At 57.5% G+C, this 20,913-nt stretch carries 12 protein-coding genes and 3 pseudogenes; 8 read left to right on the top strand and 7 right to left on the bottom strand.

All coding sequences use genetic code 11. The annotated features are described in order from the left end of the window. Positions 1-238 precede the first annotated feature (238 nt). A complete protein-coding gene (locus AERO9A_RS21200) occupies positions 239-811 on the bottom strand; it encodes a xanthine phosphoribosyltransferase (protein ID WP_159973863.1) in 573 nt (190 codons plus the stop codon). 290 nt (positions 812-1,101) lie between these two features. Further along, a complete protein-coding gene (gene rep / locus AERO9A_RS21195; protein WP_159973862.1) occupies positions 1,102-3,111 on the bottom strand; it encodes a DNA helicase Rep in 2,010 nt (669 codons plus the stop codon). A gap of 271 nt (positions 3,112-3,382) precedes the next feature. Between rep and AERO9A_RS21190 the strand changes: the two genes are divergently transcribed. Then, positions 3,383-5,053 carry a bifunctional diguanylate cyclase/phosphodiesterase gene (locus tag AERO9A_RS21190; RefSeq protein WP_159973861.1) on the top strand — a complete coding sequence of 557 codons (1,671 nt, stop codon included), beginning with the start codon at positions 3,383-3,385 and terminating at the stop codon, positions 5,051-5,053. Positions 5,054-5,072: 19 nt separating this feature from the next. Here the strand turns inward: AERO9A_RS21190 and AERO9A_RS21185 are convergent, their stop codons facing one another. Then, positions 5,073-6,452: a NorM family multidrug efflux MATE transporter gene (locus AERO9A_RS21185; RefSeq protein ID WP_159973860.1), complete on the bottom strand. Its 1,380-nt coding sequence runs from the start codon at positions 6,450-6,452 to the stop codon at positions 5,073-5,075. Between the two features lie 138 nt (positions 6,453-6,590). Here AERO9A_RS21185 and AERO9A_RS21180 point away from each other — a divergent pair, with 138 nt between their 5' ends. The 3 genes and pseudogenes from AERO9A_RS21180 to AERO9A_RS22990 all read left to right on the top strand — a co-directional run bounded on the left by AERO9A_RS21180 (position 6,591) and on the right by AERO9A_RS22990 (position 9,660). Further along, positions 6,591-7,511: a LysR substrate-binding domain-containing protein gene (locus tag AERO9A_RS21180; RefSeq protein ID WP_159973859.1), complete on the top strand. Its 921-nt coding sequence runs from the start codon at positions 6,591-6,593 to the stop codon at positions 7,509-7,511. Positions 7,512-7,683: 172 nt separating this feature from the next. After that, positions 7,684-8,805 (top strand): annotated as a pseudogene (locus AERO9A_RS22995) (Cache 3/Cache 2 fusion domain-containing protein); the annotation flags it as partial. Next, entirely contained in the window at positions 8,800-9,660 is an 861-nt protein-coding gene (locus AERO9A_RS22990; protein ID WP_372239713.1) for a methyl-accepting chemotaxis protein, read from the top strand. The pseudogene AERO9A_RS22995 and the gene AERO9A_RS22990, both read left to right, overlap by 6 nt. A gap of 5 nt (positions 9,661-9,665) precedes the next feature. Here AERO9A_RS22990 and AERO9A_RS21170 read toward each other — a convergent pair. Further along, positions 9,666-10,055, bottom strand: a pseudogene (locus tag AERO9A_RS21170) (magnesium chelatase); the annotation flags it as partial. A gap of 364 nt (positions 10,056-10,419) precedes the next feature. Here AERO9A_RS21170 and AERO9A_RS21165 point away from each other — a divergent pair. From AERO9A_RS21165 to AERO9A_RS21155, 3 genes and pseudogenes are all read left to right on the top strand, one after another. Beyond that, positions 10,420-14,757: an RHS repeat-associated core domain-containing protein gene (locus tag AERO9A_RS21165; protein ID WP_159973857.1), complete on the top strand. Its 4,338-nt coding sequence runs from the start codon at positions 10,420-10,422 to the stop codon at positions 14,755-14,757. 10 nt (positions 14,758-14,767) lie between these two features. Continuing rightward, positions 14,768-15,151 (top strand): DUF2750 domain-containing protein, encoded by a 384-nt coding sequence (locus AERO9A_RS21160; RefSeq protein ID WP_159973856.1) that lies wholly within the window; start codon positions 14,768-14,770, stop codon positions 15,149-15,151. A gap of 159 nt (positions 15,152-15,310) precedes the next feature. Continuing rightward, a pseudogene (locus AERO9A_RS21155) lies at positions 15,311-15,637 on the top strand (transposase); the annotation flags it as partial. 419 nt (positions 15,638-16,056) lie between these two features. Here the strand turns inward: AERO9A_RS21155 and gspD are convergent. The 3 genes from gspD to AERO9A_RS21140 form a co-directional block, all read right to left on the bottom strand. Continuing rightward, positions 16,057-17,994 carry a type II secretion system secretin GspD gene (gene gspD, locus AERO9A_RS21150; protein ID WP_159973855.1) on the bottom strand — a complete coding sequence of 646 codons (1,938 nt, stop codon included), beginning with the start codon at positions 17,992-17,994 and terminating at the stop codon, positions 16,057-16,059. Between the two features lie 309 nt (positions 17,995-18,303). Next, complete coding sequence (locus AERO9A_RS21145; RefSeq protein ID WP_159973854.1) at positions 18,304-19,797, bottom strand: YifB family Mg chelatase-like AAA ATPase; 1,494 nt, start codon at positions 19,795-19,797, stop codon at positions 18,304-18,306. 92 nt (positions 19,798-19,889) lie between these two features. Then, the gene (locus AERO9A_RS21140) at positions 19,890-20,147 is read right to left on the bottom strand and encodes an accessory factor UbiK family protein (protein ID WP_159973853.1); all 258 of its coding nucleotides are present in this window, start codon (positions 20,145-20,147) and stop codon (positions 19,890-19,892) included. 407 nt (positions 20,148-20,554) lie between these two features. Between AERO9A_RS21140 and glnK the strand changes: the two genes are divergently transcribed. Next, positions 20,555-20,893: a P-II family nitrogen regulator gene (gene glnK / locus AERO9A_RS21135; RefSeq protein ID WP_003096476.1), complete on the top strand. Its 339-nt coding sequence runs from the start codon at positions 20,555-20,557 to the stop codon at positions 20,891-20,893. Positions 20,894-20,913: the final 20 nt, after the last annotated feature.

Raw genomic sequence — 20,913 nt, 5'->3', positions numbered from 1 at the left:
TTTTGGTTACTTTTGTCGGGCCGGCCATCCGGAGCAAAAGTCACTCGCCTGGGAAGGCGAAACTAAAAACATCAGCCAAAACGCGGCAAGCCGGAACGGGCACCCGAACAACCAGCAAGTCACACACAAACTTGCCAGTCCGGTGTCAACCAAGCCTTCTCCCTAAGGAGGCAAAGCAGGCTGGGGCGCCAGCCCGTCGGATCGCTGCTCGCGAGATCGCGAACAGGCTCCGAGTGCCTCAGTCGATAAAGCGCACCTGGCCGTTCTCCAGCGCGGCCACGCGGGCCAGTGATTCCACGCGGTAGCCCTCGCTTTCCAGCAGGGCGCGGCCGTCCTGGAAGGACTTCTCGATGACGATGCCGATACCGGCGATCTGCGCGCCAGCCTGTTGGATCAGATCGATCAGCGCCTTGGCGGCGTGGCCGTTGGCGAGGAAGTCGTCGATCACCAGCACCTTGTCTGTTGCGCTCAGATGGCGGGCGGAGATGGCGATGGTGCTTTCGGTCTGCTTGGTGAAGGAGAACACCTTGGAGATCAGCAGGTCGTCCTTGAGCGTCAGCGACTGGAACTTGCGCGCGAAGATCACCGGGATAGCCAGCTCCAGGCCGGCCATGACCGCCGGGGCAATACCGGAGGCTTCGATGGTGACGATCTTGGTGATGCCCTGGTCGGCGAAGCGTTGGGCGAACTCATGACCGATCTGCTGCATCAGTGCCGGGTCGATCTGGTGGTTGAGAAAGGCGTCGACTTTCAGTACCTGCTCGGACAGGACGATGCCTTCATCACGAATCTTCTGTTTCAGCGTTTGCACGCGATGTTCCTCTCAAGATGAACGTAGCCCGGAGGCAATCCGGGACGGTTTCCCCGGATTGCCTCCGGGCTACGGTGTCGCTTGTTCTGTATCTGCCATCCTAGGCGGCCGTTGTTGCGCGACGTTAAAAATGACTCCCGGTCATTTTTTACGGCCCGCCATCCCTGGCGGCCACCCTTCGGGCCATCGCTGCGCGATGTTAAAAATGACTCCCGGTCATTTTTACGGCCTGCCATCCCTGGCGGCCGCCCTGCGGGCCGTCGCTGCGCGACGTTAAAAATAGCTCCCGGCTATTTTTTCAGCATGGCGCGCATGTTGGCTAGGGCGTCGTTACCACGGGCTGCTTTGACCTGCGCGGGTGCTTCTTCCTGGCCTTCCCATACCAGATCTTCGGGCGGCAGTTCGTCAAGAAAGCGGCTCGGTGTGCAGTCGATCACCTCTCCATACTGCTTGCGCTTGGCGGCAAAGGTCAGTGCCAGATTGCGCTTGGCGCGGGTGATGCCGACATAGGCCAGGCGGCGTTCTTCCTCGATGGTGTCGGCCTCGATGCTGGAGCGGTGCGGCAGAATTTCCTCTTCGAAGCCGATGATATACACCGAGGGAAATTCCAGGCCCTTGGAGGCGTGCATGGTCATCATCTGCACGCCTTCGGCGCCTTCTTCCTCTTCCTGCTGGCGTTCGAGCATGTCACGCAGCACCAGTTTGCCGATGGCGTCTTCGACGGTCATGTCGCCGTCTTCGTCTTTTTCCAGAGTGTTCTTCAGCGCATCGACGAGGAACCAGACGTTGCCCATGCGCGCATCGGCGACTTTGTCGCTGGAGGCGTTCTGGCGCAGCCAGTTCTCGTAGTCGATGTCCATGACCATGCTGCGAATGGCGGCGATGGGGTCGTTTTGCGCGCATTGCTGGCGCACGCCGTCCATCCACCGCTTGAAGCGTGCCAGGCGCTCGGTAAAACGTGCGTCGAGGTGCTCGCCGAGGCCGATTTCGTCGCTGGCGGCATACATCGAGATGTTGCGCTGACTGGCATAGTTGCCGAGCTTTTCCAGGGTGGTCGAGCCGATTTCGCGGCGCGGCACGTTGATCACCCGCAGGAAGGCGTTGTCGTCGTCCGGGTTGACCAGCAGGCGGAAGTAGCTCATCAGGTCCTTCACCTCCTGGCGGGCGAAGAAGCTGGTGCCGCCACTGAGGCGATAGGGAATCTGGTGGTGCTGCAGCTTCAGCTCCATCAGCTTGGCCTGGTAGTTGCCCCGATAGAGGATGGCGAAGTCGCTGTACGGGCGCTGGGTGCGCAGGTGCTCGGTGAGAATCTCCAGGGCCACCCGTTCGCACTCGGCGTCTTCGTTGCGGGTACGGATCACGCGGATCTCGTCGCCATGGCCCATTTCCGACCAGAGCTGCTTTTCGAACACGTGCGGGTTGTTGGCGATGAGGATGTTGGCGCATTTGAGGATGCGGCTGGTGGAGCGGTAGTTCTGCTCCAACATCACCACTTTCAGCGACGGGTAGTCTTCCTTGAGCAGCATCAGGTTTTCCGGGCGCGCGCCGCGCCAGGCGTAGATCGACTGGTCGTCGTCGCCAACCACGGTGAACTGGTTGCGCATGCCCACCAGCATCTTCACCAGCAGGTACTGGCTGGCGTTGGTGTCCTGGTATTCGTCGACCAGCAGGTAGCGGATGCGGTTCTGCCACTTCTCCAGAATGTCGGCGTGTTCCTGGAAGAGTTTGACCGGCAGCAGGATCAGGTCGTTGAAGTCCACGGCGTTGTACGCCTTGAGTGTGCGCTGGTAGTGCAGGTAGACGATGGCAGCGGTCTGTTCCTTCGGCCCACGGGCGTTGGCCAGGGCTTCGTCGGGCAGGATCAGGTCGTTCTTCCAACTGTCGATGAGATTCTTGATCTCATCGGCGCCGTCGTCGCCGGCATACTCCTTCTGCATGATGTCGGTGAGCAGCGCCTTGATGTCGCCGTCATCGAAGATCGAGAAGCCGGGCTTGTAGCCCAGACGCGCGTATTCCTTGCGGATGATGTTCATGCCCAGGTTGTGGAAGGTCGACACGGTTAGGCCGCGCGCTTCGCTGCCCTTGAGCAGGGTGCCGACGCGCTCTTTCATCTCGCGCGCGGCCTTGTTGGTAAAGGTCATGGCGACGATATGCTGAGCGCGGATGCCGCAGTTCTGCACCAGATGGGCGATCTTGCGTGTGATTACGCTGGTCTTGCCGGAACCCGCGCCGGCCAGCACCAGAAGGGGGCCGCCGACGTAGTTCACGGCTTCTTGCTGCCGGGGATTGAGTCGGGACATGGGAGCGCTTGCAGGAAAAATGGGCCGCGCATTCTAACAGGCCTGAGCTTTTCTGCCGCGACCGTCTGGAACTGTGGTCTGGCGCACGCAATACCGCGCCGCCGCGCTTGGCTATTTATCTCGTTGCAGTACCCTGAGCTGGCTTGCCGGTTTTTTGGCAATACCTCAGGATATGCGTCAAATTTCACATGGATGGTATTGATTCATCGTCGATTAAGGCGCGATCAGGCGACCAGAAGTCGTCATCATTCTAGTGTTTTGGGGAGTTTGCTTGTCCACGCCCATCGAACCGGTACGCTTGGTGCTGCTGGCTGATTCGCCAGCCTGGGCCGAGTTGTTGCGAGAAAATCTGAACCTGTTGAACAGCCAGTCGCCGCTGATTACTGCGTCGTCCTGGGAGAGCGCTAGCCGTTTGTTCGAGAATGCTGCCGATGGCCTGCTACTCGCCACGCCGACGCGCCTGCCCGCCCCTGGTAACTGTCCGTTGCCTGTCGTACTGCTGCTTGATGGCGAACCGCAACAGGTGCCCGCAGGTGTCACTGACTGGCTGGTGCGTGACAGCTTGACGCCTGACACGCTGCGCCGCTGCCTGCGCTATGTCCGTGAACAAGGCAACCTCAAGCACACCTTGCAACGCCTGGCCGAGCAGGACTCGCTCACCGGGATCGCCAATCGCCAGGGGCTGCATACCTTACTCGTCGCACGCCTGAGCGAATGCGCCGGGCGTGGCCTGGTGCTCGGCCATCTCGACCTGGACAACTTCCGCCATGCCAACGATGCCCTGGGCTACCAAGGCGGCGATCGCCTGATTTTGCAGGTGGTGGCGCGGATCAAGGCTCTGTTGCAGCCAGGCGATCACCTGGCGCGCCTGGGTAGCGATGAGTTTGCCCTGCTGCTGGATACTCGCCATGACCCGCAGCGTGCCGAGCGACTGGCCGAGTGCATCACCGAAGCGTTGGCCGAGCCTTACTGGGTCGATGGTGAAAGCTTGCTGATCGGCTGCAGCCTCGGCTTGGCTCATGCCCGTGCCGGTGAGGGTGCCGACTCGCTACTGTTGCATGCACACATTGCCATGCAGCAGGCCAAGGGGCAGTACGGTTGTGCTTTCCATGTCTATGACGAGCGCTTCAATCGCAGTGCACGCAGTCAGGCGGATCTGGAAGGTGAGCTGCGTCGCGCCCTGCGCCGCGACGAGCTGGAGCTGCATTACCAGCCACGCCTGTGCCTGGAGAGTGGGCGTATCGTCGGCCTGGAAGCCCTGGTGCGTTGGCAGCATGGCGAACTTGGCCTGCTGGCCCCCAGCGAGTTCGTGCCGCTGGCGGAGGAAACCGGGCTGATCGTGCCATTGGGCTACTGGGTGATTTCTCGTGCCTTGCGCGATATGCAGTGGTTGCGCGGACGTGGCCTGCCTGCACTGCATATGGCGATCAACCTGTCGTTCCGGCAGTTTCAGGACAGCCAGTTACTGTCGACGCTGGGGCGCCTGATCGAGGAGCGTGGTGTGGACGCGCAATGCCTGGAGTTCGAGCTGACTGAAACGGCAGTTATGCGCCGCAGTGACCAGGTGCAGCAGACCATGCTGGCTCTGGGGCGGTTGGGGGTGCGTTTTTCCCTGGATGATTTCGGCACCGGATTCTCGTCTTTCGTGCACCTTAGCAGCCTGCCCATCACCCTGCTGAAGATCGACAAGAGCTTCGTTGCGGGCATGAGCGAGCGCACGGAAAACCACCAATTGGTGCGGGCGATGATCAATCTGGCGCATAACCTCAATCTAGAGGTGGTGGCCGAGGGTGTGGAGAACATCGAGCAATTGGAGATGCTGCGTCAGTTCGGCTGCAACCAAGTGCAGGGTTACCTGATCAGCAAGCCCGTGCCGCTGCCTGAGCTGGCTCGCTTTCTGGTATTTGGCATGCGTCAGCCCTTGCTTGGCGGCGGCGCGTAGGCGCAGGCGTGCATCCGGGCTACGCCAGGCAGGCCTTGTCCTCGATGTCTTGCGAACGCTGCAGGCGCGTTGTTTTCCAGCGAAAGCCCAGCACCAGGCCGGTCGCCGTTACTGCTAGTCCGGCGGCCAGCCCCCACCATACGCCATGCGCCCCCCAACCCAGCGCAAACGCCAGCAGCCAGACCAGTGGTGCGCCGACGCACCAGTAACCGCTCAGGCCGAGCACCAGAGTCAGGCGGCCATCGTTCAGGCCACGAATCGCGCCCATGGCGATGCTCTGCAGGCCATCGAACAGCTCGAACCAGGCGGCGATCGCCAGCAGGCTCACTGCCAGGGTGATGATCTCGGCGAAGGCCGGGTCGTGGCGGTCTAGGAATAGACCGATGATCCATTCCGGTAGCAGCCAGAACAGTAGGGCGAACAGCAGCATCAGCCCGGCGCCAAGCAGCATGCCCAGATGACCGCTCAGGCGCGACATCGCGAGCCGCCCGGCGCCGTAATGCAGGCCGACGCGGAAGGTCACGGCATAGGACAACCCCTGCGGCACGATGAACGCCAGCGCGACGGTCTGCATGGCAATCTGATGGGCCGCCAACGGCACACTGCCCAGCGCGCCCATGCACAGCGTGGCGAAGGTGAACAGGCCCTGCTCGGCCGCATAGGTGCCGCCAATGGGTAGGCCCAGACGCAGCAGCGCGCGTATCTCGGCTCGCTGCGGGCGACCGAGGTGCAGGGGGTAACGGCGGTAGATCGGGGCGACCCGGATATACAGGGCCAGCGCTAGGGCCATGGCAGTACTGACCAGCGCGGTGGTCATGCCAATACCGCGCAGGCCCAGTTGGGGCAGGCCGAACCAACCCTGAATAAGGGCGTAATTGATGGTGAAGTTGGTGACGGTGCCGATGATGCTGATGGCCATGACCGGGCCAGGGTGGCCGATGGCGCTGGTGAAACCGCGCAGCGCCATGAAGGCAAGGTAGCCGGGGAGAGCCAGCGACAAGGGTTGCAGAAACGCCATGGCCTGGCTGGCCGCGTCTGGCGCTTGGCCCAGGTAGGGCAGCAGTGGGGCGAGACCGTTGAGGCCAAGGGCGCTGATGCCAGCCAATAGCAGGGCCAGCCACAGGCCATTGTGTAGCAGGCGTGTGACTCCGGCAGGGTCGTCAGCGCCATGGCGGATAGCGACCAGGCTGCCTACGGCGGCGATCACTCCGCTGCAGAAGATCGAGAAGATAAAGTAGCAGGTCGCGCCCAGCGCGCCGCCGGCCAACTCCTTGGGGCCGAGCATGGCCATCATCAAGGTGTCGGTAAAAATCATCAGCGCATGGGCCAGTTGCGCGGAAATTAGCGGCCCGGCCAGGCGCAGTAGCGCCCGCATTTCGTGTCCGGTGGTAAACGTCATGATGAGTAAATATTAGGCAGGGAATGCTCAGCAGGTTTTCTGATGAGAAGCAGTGGCCGCTATTCTCTGAGTTGTGCCGCCGCGCCACAAAAGGAAAATAGCCATGCTTGGTATTTTAAAAACTCATGAGTCAACGCTATGAATCGACGCTTGCCACCGCTTTATGCCTTGCGCGCCTTCGAGGCGGCGGCGCGTCACGCCTCCTTTACACGTGCGGCGCAGGAGCTGGCCATTACTCAGAGCGCGGTAAGCCGCCATATCCGTACGCTGGAGGAGTATTTCGACTGCCGCCTTTTTGAGCGCCGTGGTCGCAGCCTGCATCTGAGTGAGCAGGCCCGCGCTTTGCTGCCTGGCCTGCGTGAGGGTTTCGACGGCCTGGCGCGGGCCTGTGCAAGCGTGCAGCGCGATGATGGTGTATTGCGCCTGAAAGCCCCCACCACGCTGACCGTACGTTGGCTGTTGGCGCGGCTATCGCACTATCGCCTGGCGTATACCGACGCCGAAGTGCAACTGACCAGCGCTTGGATGGATGTGGATAAGGTGGACTTTCGCCAAGAGCCGTTCGATTGCGCGGTTTTACTCTCGGATGGCAACTTTCCCGACGAGTGGGAAAGCACGTTGTTGTTCCGTGAGTGGTTGATCCCGGTGTGCAGCACGGCGGACGCCGCAGATGGCCCTTGGTCACTGCAACGGCTACAGGCTGCCGAGCAGCTCCATCCGACTGCGGATCGTCGCGATTGGCGCCGTTGGCTGCAGGCCACTGGTCTGCATGACGCCGTCCCTCTGAAGAACGGGCAGATGTTCGACATGCTTGAGCTGGGCATCGTTGCGGCGTCCCGAGGCTATGGCGTGTCGATAGGTGATCTGCTGATGGTCGCCGAGGATGTGGCGCTTGGGCGCCTGGCATTGCCCTGGCCGACCGGCGTTTTCAGCGGGGAGAGCTACTATTTAGTGTGGCCACGGTCGCATCGTGCTCAAGGGCGCCTGCGACGGCTGCGAGAGTATCTACTGGCACAGGTTCAAGCGGTCGCAATGCCTAAGGTCGAGTACCTGGATTAAACGGGTACGACATTTTGATAAAAAATGATGGCCATTTGGCGTATGGCGATTGACTGAACTAAACAGTCAAGTATTCTCGCGCGCTTTCGCCGAGTCATCGGATGACCAGGTTTGATAACGACATTATCTGGTCATCCGCCATCGCCTGCGTTTGGCCAACTCGGAGCCCGCCATGAACCCGCCCCGTTCTCGTATTGCCTTGCAACTGGCTGCCGCGCTTGCGCTGATTCTGGTACTGCTGATCAGTCTTAGCACACTGTTCGCCCTGCGTTCTCTGAACGAGGCCAATCTGTCTACCCGTGCCAAGCACTTGGGGAGTGAGGCCAGCTTACTGGCCGATCAGTTGGAAACCTTCCACGGCAGCTTGCGTGACAGCACTCAGCGTCTTGCCGGGTTGTTCGAACAGCGTTTTAGTCAGGGCTTGCGGGTGCAGGCGGACGAACGGGTGACAGTAGGCAGCATGCAGTCGCCAGCCCTGTACCTCGGTGCTACACGCCTGAACAACGAATTTACCGAGGTCGATGACTTCAAGCGCATGACAGCCGGTGTCGCCACTGTTTTTGTGCGTGATGGTGAGGAATTCATTCGTATTACCACCTCGCTGGCTAAGCAGGATGGCTCCCGTGCGCTGGGTACTGTGCTCGATCACAAGCATCCGGCCTACCAGCGCCTGTTGGCAGGGCAAGGCTACGTGGGGCGAGCGGTGCTGTTCGACCGCTACTACATGACCCAGTACACCCCGGTGCGTGACGCTGGCGGTAAGGTTATCGCTGTGCTCTTCGTCGGCTTCGACTATACCGATGCGCAGAACCTGCAACTGCGTAAGCTGAGCGAGTTCCGTATCGGCAGCACCGGCTCCCTGGCGCTGTTGGACGAGCAGGGCAAGTGGTTGGTCAAACCGGCCGGTGCAGGTGTTCTGGACAGCTTGCCCACTGAGCTGAGTACACTGCTTTCGCGCACCGGCAAGGGTGGTTTCTGGCATGACGGCCAGCAGGAGTTCTACAGCGTGGCCATGCCGTTCCCTGGTGGCCCATGGGTCGTGCTGGCGAGTATGCCGCGCGAGGAAATTCAGGCCGTCACCTGGAGTGTCGGTACCCAGCTCGCCATTGGCAGTGCTATTACCCTGCTGCTGGCGGTGATCGCCGTGGTCTGGCTGCTGCGGCGCAAGCTGCGCCCACTGGAAGACCTGGTACAGCAGGCGCATGCCCTGGGGGCTGGCGACCTCAACGCGCGCTTGGTGCTTTCTAGCAATGATGAAATTGGCATGCTGGCCGGTAGCTTCAACCAGATGGGAGAAGCCCTGTCGACCATGGTGTCGCACATCCGCCATGCCGCACAGGATGTCAGTGCCCGCGCGCAGAGTCTCTCTAGCTTGTCCCACGAGGCCTATACCGGAATTGATCAGCAGTCCGGCGAGATCAGCAGCATGGCTGGTGCGGTCGAGGAGTTCAGCGCCACATCGCAGGATATCGCCGACAACATGCGTGATACCGAGCGTTTGGCCAGTGAAAATGCCCAGCAGACCCGTATGGGCCGCACCTCCATGGATCAGGCGTCTGAAGCGCTGGTGCAGATTGCTGAGGCGCTGAATGAGACTTCGCAGGTAATCGATAGCCTTGGGCAGCGCTCGCAGGAAATCGGCGGCATCGTCAGCGTAATCACCGCCATTGCCGACCAGACCAACCTGCTGGCGCTCAATGCCGCCATCGAGGCCGCTCGGGCTGGCGAGCAGGGGCGCGGTTTCGCTGTGGTCGCCGATGAGGTGCGCAACCTGGCTGGCCGTACCCGTGAGGCGACCAATGAAATATCGGCGATGATCGGCAGCATCCAGAGTGAGACCAGCAGTGCTATCGCGACCATGGAACAGGGCCGCAAATTGATGCAGGAAGGTCTCGAGCGCAACTCCAAGGTTGCCACTGCGCTGGCGCAGATCACCGAGCGCAGCAGCGCTGCCGGTGAGCAGTTCACCGCCATCACCACCGCCACAGATGAGCAGAGCCGCACCGCTACCGTGCTCAGCGGTAACCTGCAGAGCATTGCCCATGCCAACAGTGAGCAGCGTGAAGTCGTGGCCAACCTGGCACAAACCGCCAGCGCCCTGGATCAGGTCGCCGCGCAGTTACGTCAGGAGGTCGAGCGCTTCCGCTGAGGCAATTAACCCTGGCTGGGGCGGTATTGCAGCGCCTCGGCCACATGTTGGCGAGCGATGACGTCAGCCCCGTCCAGATCCGCCAGGGTGCGTGCCACCTTGATAACCCGGTGGGCGGCACGCAGCGATAGGCCTAAGCGTTCGCAGGCGTTTTCCAGCCACTGGCGGTCGGCGTCCTGCAGGTGGCAGTGCTGGCGCAGGCCGGGCAGGTCGAGGAACGCGTTGGCTACACCTTGGCGCCGTAGCTGGCGCTGACGCGCGGCGGCGACCTTGGCTGCCGCTTGTGCCGTGGTTTCGCCGTCCTGACTGCTGGCCTGTAAGGCCGTGCTTTCGCGGGCTACGGTCAGGTGCAGGTCGATGCGGTCGAGTAGTGGTCCGGAGAGTTTGGCGCGGTAGCAGTTTGGTCCGACGATCAAATCAGCGGTGTACAACCTGAAAGGATGTCGAGCCTGCTGGAAATGGCGTAAAGATACCAATAGGCCGGTTTCTCTGGTCTGCATTACCCCATTGCGAGAGGTACTGACCGCATATTCTTTGTGCTGGTCACCTCGCCACGTTTTGTTTTCAGGTCAGAATTGGGTTTTTAGGGGTGCCCCTAGATGGCGGCACTGGCCAGAACCTTGAGAAGAATTATCCACAACAATCTGAAATCATGGACTTGATCAAGTGGTGATTGACGTGGATTGTGGGTTAATGTATACGGTCTGCGTCATGTTTCAGCCATCATGGCCTTGGACTCGTTACTAAAAGGAATTAGTCATGACGCAAAAAATCTTGCGTTACGCCTTCTCGTTCATAATTTCTATATTTTTATCAATATTCTCCTCGTTTGGGCATACGGCAGAGTCTTTCAATTCTGCCGACTTGGGTTTGTATCAAGATCCTGGTTTTTCTTTGAAACGTGCGTTCGGCGTGAGTGAAAGCGTAGATCGAGTAGACCCATTTACGGGTGCGCTGAAAATAGTCCACAAGGATCTCGTAGTTCCAGGCAATGGTGGTCTAGATATAGAAATTATCCGTAACTATCAGGGCGTCACCAATAGAGCAGGCCCATACAGTAATGGTTACACTGGTCGAACGCCGTTCGGAACAGGTTGGGACATCCACTTTGGTCGGGTCTGGGTGTCAGAAACATATAAATCACTGGCTGCCGGTTCAAATAATAAAGTCTGTCAAATAGGTCAGGTTGCCACCAACCTGAATCCAGTGTTGGAATTGCCGGATGGCTCTCGTGAAGTTCTTGCCAACGGTAATGGTTCAACTCAGGCGTTTATTACCAAGTCCCGTTGGATTGCAACGTGCCTACCTGTTTCCGAGAACAAGGGGTATGGTGGGATCATCCTCCATTCTCCTGAAGGTTTGAAATATACGTTCAATCTCAAGGGTACTGTTGCTCCAGGGCTTCAGTTTCGTACCTATTTTGTTACCCGTATAGAAGACTTATCGGGGAATAGGCTGGATATCGATTACAACATTACATCTGCTAATCTTTATGCCCCCCATCATCTGCTCACTCGCGTCAGCGCGTCAGATGGACGTACGGTTACGTTTAATTACCAGAATGCTTCGTCCAATAAAGCGCTTATTTCCAGTATCAGTAGCGGGAGCAGAGTTGTTAGTTATACGTTCTCTGATGCCGCTTACAGCGTGGGAGCTAAGGCGCAATATCTGACCCGCGTCTCCAATCCTGATGATACAGATTGGCGTTATACCTACAACGATAGTAATACGATAGTAGGGACGTCAGCGGGGCGCTTTTCGATGGGAACCATGAGGACTCCGTTAGGTTTAAATGTTAGTTATAAGTACGACTATAAGCAGATGGGGGCTGATCCTTCTGATAAGGTTAATATTGTCACGGAGCGCCGGATATCTTCGATTCGTGGAGGCTCTCATGGTGCTTATACATGGAGTTATACCTATACCAAGGGTTTCAATAAGAATGATGTGACCGTCGAGAAAGGTCCTGATCAATGCATACGTTATGAGCATGTTGGTGCTAATAGCATCGCCAACGGAGTTTCCGCAGTGGATAGAGGTCTATGGACCATCGGTCTACTAATGAGGAAGGAAATATCCAAGAGTTGTAATGGAGCGCTTCGTTCAGAAACGTATTCGTGGGATTCACAGAATATTTCCGTGCAAAATGAAATGCGCCGCTACAGCTTGCTGGTTGAGAACTATACGCGTGCCCCTGTCTTGGCAAAGAAGGTTATTAGTCAGTCGGGTACCTATACGACTAGCTACACCTATGACTCCAATGGTCAGCCCGTAACAGTAGTGGAAAGTGGAGATAAATCGAGAACAATCACTAACAGCTATACCTTGCCTGGCGGTAAATGGGTGCTTGGCAAGATCGCTTCACAAACTACCTCCGGCGTAACAGGTAGCATCAAATACAGCTATACTTCCAGCGGCAAAGTTTCTCAGGAAAGTCGCTATGGCGTGGTGACAAAGTATACTTATACTGGCTCTGGAGACTTGAATTCACTAACCGACGCCAACGGTCGGGTGACGCGCTATGAGAATTACTACCGAGGTGTCCCGCGCAAGGAAACCTACCCTGATGGCGGTGTTCTCACTCGGACGGTGAACGAGTCAGGAACAGTTGCCTCTGTTAAAGATGTCATGGGTCAAACTACCAGTTATACCTACGACAAGGGTGAACGGCTGACCAGTATTACCCCGCCCAAAGGCGCTGCTTCAAAAACAATTATCAACTACAGCTTTGGCAGCAATAATATCGAGACATTGACCCGTGGCGCATACAAACGGGTTCGTGAGTACAATGAACTTGGCCAGTTACTGAAACAGACCGAAAGTGGCGGTGCGACAGTTCAGCCCATCATTGTCACGGCGACCTATTCGCCAGCGGGGCAGCGCACTTTCCAGTCCAATCCCAATTTCTCCTCTGTATCGGCATCGGGTGAAAGGTTCGAATATGACGCCTTGAACCGACTGACCAAGACCACTCATGCCGATGGTTCCACCATCAGCCTGAGCTATGGCTCCAAGACGATAACTACGACCGATGAACGTGGTAATGCCACCGTACGTGAGTACGTTGCCTTCGGCGACCCGGATGAACGCCACCTTGTCAAGGTCACCGAACCGGGCAGCAACGTCACCAGCATCACCATTGACAACCTCGGGCGCACGACGGCCATTGCCCAGGGCGGCCTGAGCCGCGCCTACACCTATGACGCCAAGGGCTTTGTCGCCAGCGAGAGCAACCCGGAAACTGGCACGACTGCCTACACCCGCGATGGCGTTGGCAACGTACTCAGTAAAAAGGTGGGTACCACCGCAGCGGATCAATATGCCTACGATGCACGCAATCGCCTGAAAAAGATCACCTATGCCGACGGCACCGCACTCGAATACGGCTACGACCTGGCAGGAAGGGTGCTTTCTGAGGTCTTCGCGGGAACAGACAGGCGTTACACCTATGACAGTCATGGCAATCTGCTGAGCGAAACCCTGAAGTTGACGTCGCTGGGCAAGGGCTATGCCGCAGCCTATGCCTACAATGCGCTCGATGCGCTGACCGGTGTCGGTTACCCGAGTGGCCTCCTGGTGGAATTGGCACCAAACACTTACGGCCAGGCGACCAAAGTGGGGGATTTCGCCAGTACGCTGAGTTATCACGCCAACGGCAGCCTGAAAGGGCTGACCTACGGTAACGGTCGCAGCCTGAGCATCAGCCTGGATGCCAACCGCCTGCGTCCTACCCAGCGTTCAGTCGGTGGCAGCGATACCCTGTTGGCCCTGCAGTATGGCTATGACGCGACCAGTAATCTCACAAAAATTACTGATCTGCGGGATGCGGCCTATACCCAAACTCTGGGTTACGACGCCCTTAACCGCTTGGTCAGCGCTACCGGGGCCTGGGGCGCGGACAGCTTCGCCTACAACGCCCGTGGCGATATTACCAGCCGAAAGCTGGGCAGCCAGACTACGACCTATGCTTACGATGCGAAGGGCCGCCTGGCCAGCTTGAGCGGCGGTCTATCGGCGACCCTGAGTTACGACGCCAAGGGCAATGTCCTGCAAGCCCGTAGCACGTATGCCTATGACAGTGCGGGCCAACTTAGCAGCCTGTGCATCCAGCCCAAGGCCAACTGTGCCAGCGCACCCGATCAGCGCTTCAGCTATGACGGCAAGGGCATGCGGGTGCTGCTGGAGCAGGCTGATGGTGCCCGTACCGTCAGCTTCTACGGTCAGCTGGGCTTGATGCTGGAAGAGGATCTGTCTACTGGTAAGCGCAAGGAGTACATCCATGCAGGCGGTGAACTGATCGCCCACGATGGCAGCGACGGCCGACTGTATTACCACAACGATCACCTGGGCTCTCCAGTGGCGACGAGCAACGCCCAGGGCGAACTGGAATGGCGTGCACACTTCAGACCTTACGGTGAGCGGCAGGCGGAGGGTGGAGCGGATGTAGGCAGCATCGGCTATACGGGGCATATGCAGGACGATGCCAACGGTCTGGTGTATGCCGGAGCGCGGTACTACGACCCCGTCGTGGGGCGTTTTCTGGCCATTGATCCAGCTGAGGTTAATCCGGAAAGTGCGATTAGTTTCAATCGTTACGTTTATGCTAATAACAATCCTATGCGCTTCATCGACCCTGATGGGCGTATGTCGGAGGAGTTGCCTGGAAGTGGGCCTTCGGTGCCGGGGTTTGAGACGAGAATCTTTGTGGGTGACGGTGCGTTGGGCCCTATTACTGGCACCACGCGAGGCCTGACTCCGCAGGGAGAGTTGGTTAATAGTGGGCCTGTTAAAAGTACTGGTGTTGTAAGTAATGTAGGTCGAGCCGGAAAGCAGTCCCGACTGCGTGAATTGGCAAATGATGATAGGTTAGGAAAAGCGGATCGTGGATGGATAAAACAGGAGATCAACTCGATTGAGCGTGGTCAGCGATCAAGTATTCGAAATCCGCCTGGAAAAGATCTCGCTCATGAACGTGGGCGAGAGGCGGCCAAGGGTTATAGCTATAAGCATTCTAACCTTCAAGATAGAGATCTACATCGGCTTCAGCATAAATACGATGACTTTGGGCGTGCCAATAGAGAACGCCCTTTAGATTAAGAGGTGGAAGATGAGAATAAACCCTAAACAGCTAGCGGCTATAATTGCTTTGACGGGTGAGGAGCGGTATCAGTATTTTGTGAAGGTTGTCTCGGACTGGCAGGAAGTATGGGGCCTCTATATGGAGGGATGGGCTCTTGCTGGCACTGATGATGGAGCGACTGTTTTCCCGATGTGGCCGGCTAAAGAATATGCTGAAGCCTGTGCTGAAAATGAATGGGCGGGGTATGAGCCAAAATCTTTTAGCTTGGATGAGCTCTTGAATGATCTGCTACCTAGGCTAAAATCTGATGGAATGCTTCCAGGGGTTTTCTTTGTTTTGAGTGGAAAAGGTGTTACACCAAGTGTTGATCAATTAGCTCTTGATATCAAAGTTGAATTGCAGAATTACTAGGTTAAAGTTGCTGGCGAGGAGATAGATGAGCGCTTTTTGTTCAGTGACTTGATGCGGATGAAGGTGCCCTTAGTCGGTTTCTTTCTATTTCAGGCTTCGTGCGGGTTAATAACTGGCAACGGTGGATAGCGCTTTGCTTATCCACCCTTCTTTGAAAGTGCGGGTTATACCGGATTCGAGAAGCGACTCGAGTATGAAGGGCGCGAAGTCTTTTGGCAGATTGCAGCGCATCGTAGCACGTATAAGAAGCTGGGCAAGATCAACCCGCTCTACAACGCCAAGCGCAATATTGAGAAAGCCGGGGCCCAAGTGCATTCCAAGGTTGAACACCTATTCCGGGTGATCAAGCGGCAGTTTGGTCATGTGAAAACGCGCTTCCGAGGCCTGGTGAAGAACGGGACTCAGCTGATGACCTTGTTTGCCCTGTCGAACCTATGGATAGCGCGCCGACATTTGCTGACTACCGCAGGAGAGGTACACCTGTAATATGGGGAATGGCCGCTACGAGGTGCTCGTGACGGCCCAAAACGGAGAGCTGAGCGGACAAACTGACCGGTTTTGATTGGTGGGTGCGTTCAAAATCGGCAGAGGCCGAAGTCAACACGGAAATGTAGGGCTACTTCAGACCATCCCTGAATGGCAGGTATCAGCCGCCACTATGTTCTCTTCGTCGTGTAGACGTTTGCCCGCCAGAGTTATGCCCGCAACATCGGCTGCCGTAACATGGCCGTGATGCAATAATCCTGACTCCACATCGCCCCGATATGCGTCTTGGTACCGCAATAATAATGGCTGTTTTTCTTGGTTTGGTATGGAAGTGTATTATGAGTCGGCGAGGGCATCTGCTTCATTGGCAAGCGCGTGGGATCCCCTGTCTCAAAAATGACTGAATTTTTGATCCTTCTTTATTGAAAGTCTATCGTGGCGTTCTCTTGTCTATCGAATAGCTTATGGCGATCGCGAGGCAGGATGCTGGGGTAACCTTGTTCACTGGTTCCATTGCTGAGGATATGAAGGTCGCTGTATTTCTTGCCCGATAGTGCTGCAAGCCCTGCGCTGTCTCGTATTACGGTGGGTCGCAGGAAAACCATTAGATTGCGTTTGACGTGTGACTCACGAGTGGATTGGAACAGGCGGCCCAGCAACGGTATATCTCCGAGCAAAGGCACCTTGGAGATAGACTCTGTAACATCGTCCTGAATGAGTCCGCCAATCACAATTACCTGGCCGTCCTCCGCGAGTACGGTGCTTTTGATCATGCGCTTGTTGGTCACCAGGTCTACGGCTTGGGCATTGAGGCTTGTACTGGGGGCGATGGATGAGATTTCTTGTTCAATGGCCAGTCTCAGCGTTGCACCTTCATTGACGCTGGGGGTTACTTTGAGGGTGACGCCAATGTCTTTACGCTCAATGGTGGTGAAGGGGTTTCCTGCGCCTGATGCATCGGTCGTGTAGGAGCCTGTTTGAAAGGGAACGTTTTGCCCAACAAGGATCTCCGCTTGCTGGTTGTCCAAGGTAAGTAGGCTTGGAGTAGATAGCAGATTACTCTTGGTATTGGCAGATAATGCGGTGATCAGAGCGCCGAAATTGTCACTGCCAATGCCTAGAATTGCGCCGTCAGGAAGGCTGCTGGGGAGTTCATCGTTTTGAATGGCTTGTAAAACGGTGCCCACAGAGAGACCAGTGCCCGTAAAATTACTGCCGCCTAAACTGCCGAGCCCGCCACTCTGGCTGCGCGCGTCAACCGCCCATTGCACTCCTAGCGCGTCGGTAATATCACCGGATACTTCGACAATTGCTGCTTCGACCATGACCTGAGTACGCGGAATATCCAACTGGCGTACGATTTCCTCAAGAGCGATAAGCGTATCTGGGGCAGCCAGCAGAACCAGGGCGTTGAGGCTTTCATCTGCACGAATGAGGATGCTGGATGGATTGGTAATTGCCTTTCCTCCATGGTCTTTCAGGCCTTCAGATAGGGCGCTGAGCGTATCTGCTAGGGATTTGGCATCGCTGTGACGTAGACGAATGACGCGAGTGCTGTTTGAGCGGCTGGATGGTGTATCCAGCGACTGTGCCAGTGTGACTAGTTTGGAACGGGCATCTGCTGGCCCAATTAGGATCAGGCGGTTAGTCCGTGCATCGGCCACTATTTGGGTGGTACTCGTCCCCTTGGCTTGGCCGCGCTCCATGCTTGTATTGAGCACTTCTGCAATATCCATGACCCAGGCATGCTGCAGGGGAAGAACGGTGTAATCGTTTGAACTGTTCTGGTCAAGCTGATTCAATAATTGTTCGATACGAGTTATGTTGGCGCTGCGGTCACTGATGATGATTGCGTTGGCCGAGGTGACTGCCGTCAAGTAGCCATATTCCGGAACCAGTGGCGTCACCAATGGAATGAGATCTGCTACCGGGATATGTTGCATCTGTATTAGCCGGGTTTCTAAGCGATCAGGTGCCGGTCGACCATTATCAGCCTCTGTTTTAGCTTCTGTATTTGGAATGATGCGAGCTTGATCACCTTGGCTCAATACAGTGAACTCATGCGTGGCCATCACTGACAGAAACAGTTGGTAGACCTCGGTGCCCCCCAGAGGGGTGCTGGAAATAACGGTGACCTGACCACTTACACGGGGGTCAATTATAAATGTTTGACCGGTAATATCTGCTACCTGATCAATGAATTCGCGGATGTCCGCGCCTTTGAGATTTATAGTCCAGCTTTCATCTTGCTGGATTGTGCTCGGTAAGCGTTGACTCGACTCGGCGAATAGAGATAGTGGAGTCATTGCTAAGCTGATGAAAATACATAGTGTTAGTTTTCGGGAGAATGCGTTCATTATTAAAAATGCTTCCGTAGGCTATTCGGAGGATACCGTAGTGTTCCTGTCTGCTTGCGCAATGTATGTAACGTATGAGTCTGCGATGGCGGTAAAGGTTTTCGCTTTGCTCGGTGGTTTGATATGTGTCGGGATGGCCAGAAATAGACCACTGTTCATAATGCCGGCGTATCGTCATTAATTGTCGGCATGCTACCCGCAGGTTCGATAAAGCAAGGCGAAGGTCATTACTTCATTGGGATTCTCGGGGTAATGGGTGTGTCGTATTTCGCCAGCATCTGGACGTTAAACTCAGGATTTTCTTGCCACTCAGCTCGTTCCTGGCCGGTACTGCAACGCTTCGGCCAGGTGCTGGCGGGCGATGGCGTCGGTGCCCTCCAGGTCGGCCAGAGTACGCGCTACCTTGATAACCCGGTGGGCGGCACGCAGCGATAGGCCTAAGCGTTCGCAGGCGTTTTCCAGCCACTGGCGGTCGGTGTCCTGCAGGTGGCAGTGCTGGCGCAGGCCAGGCAGGTCGAGGAACGCGTTGGCTACACCTTGGCGCCGTAGCTGGCGCTGACGCGCGGCGGCGACCTTGGCTGCCGCTTGTGCCGTGGTTTCGCCGTCCTGGCTGCTGGCCTGTAACGCCGTGCTTTCGCGGGCTACGGTCAGGTGCAGGTCGATGCGGTCGAGTAGTGGGCCGGAGAGTTTGGCGCGGTAGCGCTGGATTTGATCTGGCGTGCAACGGCAGCGGTTGCTGGGGTCGCCCAGATAGCCGCATGGGCAGGGGTTCATCGCCGCGACGAGCTGAAAGCGCGCGGGGAAGCGAACCCGGTCACGGGCTCTGGCAATCACGATATGACCGCTCTCTAGCGGTTCGCGCAGTACCTCCAGCACCTTGCGGTCGAATTCCGGCAACTCGTCCAAAAACAAAATGCCTTTATGGGCCAAGGTAATTTCGCCTGGCTGTGGACGACTGCCGCCACCGACCAGCGCAGGCCCAGAGGCACTATGATGGGGCGTTCTGAACGGACGCTGCGGCCAATGTTGCAGGGGCGTATGACTGGCGACGGAGTGAATAGCCGCCACCTGCAGGGCCTCGTCTTCCTCCAGCGGTGGCAGCAAGCCTGGTAGGCGGCTGGCCAGCAGCGTCTTACCGGTGCCGGGTGGGCCGCTGAGCAGCAGATTGTGCGAGCCCGCCGCCGCCACCAGCAGTGCGCGCTTGGCGGCCAACTGGCCTTGGACTTCGGCCAGATCGGGGTAGGGCAGGCTCTGCCTGAGCAGTCCTTGGGCCTGATAAGGCTCTAGCGGCTGGCTGCCGCTCAGGTGCCCGGCCACTTGTAGCAGGTGCTCGACAGCGATGATTTTCAGACCCGATGCCAGACTGGCTTCTTCGGCATTGGCTCGCGGCACCAGCAAGGTGCGTCCGGCCTCGCGTGCGGCCAGGGCCGCCGGTAATGCACCTTGTACTGGGCGCAACGCACCGGAAAGCGCCAGTTCGCCCAGGCATTCGTATTCGTCCAGCGTATCGGCAGGTATCTGACCGCTGGCGGCGAGTATGCCCAGCGCAATCGCCAGGTCGAAACGGCCACCATCCTTGGGCAGATCAGCCGGCGCCAAATTGAGTGTGATCCGACGATTCGGGAAATCGAAGGCGCTATTGAGAATGGCGCTACGAACGCGATCCTTGCTTTCCTTCACTGCAGTTTCCGGTAGCCCTACCAGAGTCAGAGCGGGCAGGCCGTTGGCCAGGTGGGCTTCGACCGTGACGGGCGGTGCTTCGACACCGACTTGGGCACGGCTGTGGACGATGGCCAGGGACATGATCGCTCCTTGATCAAGTAGGGGCTGTGCCTGTAGAAGCGGCTTCAGCCGTGACGCCTGTTCGCGGCTGAAGCCACTCCTACAACATAGTCTTAGTCTGCGGCAGTGAGCTTGGCTTCCAGTTCGACGACCTTGGCTTCCAGTGCCTCCAGGCGAGCGCGGGTGCGAGCCAGTACCACCATCTGGCTGTCGAACTCTTCACGGCTCACTAGATCCAGCTTGGCGAAACCACTTTGCAGCAATGCTTTGAACTGGGCTTCCAGTTCGGCCTTTGGCAGCGGGCTATCGCCGCTGAACAGGCGTGAGGCGTGGCTACTGAGGGTGTCGAGCAGGGCTTTGGGCGGCAGCATGGTCAGGTTCCAAATAAAGATGCGGCAGTGTAGCACGCAGCCTTGAGGAGACTAGGCGATGCGGCTTTGCACAATTTATGAGCAGCGCTGCTGAGTGGAGTGGTCGTTTTTGGTGCGTTAGTTGCTGGCTGATCGCCTGAAAAGCTCCGCGCATACGGCCAATGGCCTGATACACGGCCTTTCTTTAGAGCTGGCAAGCTTTCTGCTTAACCCCTTGTGACGCATGCACCGATGCAGTACCGGGGCGTCAGGCGAAGCGCGGGAAGTGGTTCGTCGGAAGCGGTTGGTGGGTATCGGCCTGGCCCGGTTGGGGCGGTCGGTGCATTACAAAAGCCGGACACTGCGCTTAGACTTGTCATGGGCCGAAAATTCCTGGGGCAAGTCCACCTAACACGGGAGAAAGTTTCATGAAGCTAGTCACTGCCATCATCAAGCCGTTCAAGCTGGACGACGTACGCGAGTCGCTGTCGGAAATCGGCGTGCAAGGCATCACCGTTACCGAGGTCAAGGGCTTCGGTCGTCAGAAGGGCCACACCGAGCTGTACCGTGGTGCTGAATATGTCGTCGACTTCCTACCCAAGGTCAAGATCGATGTCGCCATCGCTGATGATCAGCTCGATCGCGTGATCGAGGCCATCACCAAGGCGGCCAACACCGGCAAGATCGGTGACGGCAAGATCTTCGTGGTCAACCTGGAGCAGGCGATTCGTATTCGTACCGGCGAAACCGATACCGACGCGATCTAAGCCCCGCGCCCCACCCCAGA

This window comes from Pseudomonas sp. 8Z, assembly GCF_902506535.1.
Lineage (GTDB): Bacteria > Pseudomonadota > Gammaproteobacteria > Pseudomonadales > Pseudomonadaceae > Aquipseudomonas.
Note: the sequence above shows the minus strand (reverse complement) of the source record. Positions and strands in the feature narration are given on the sequence as shown.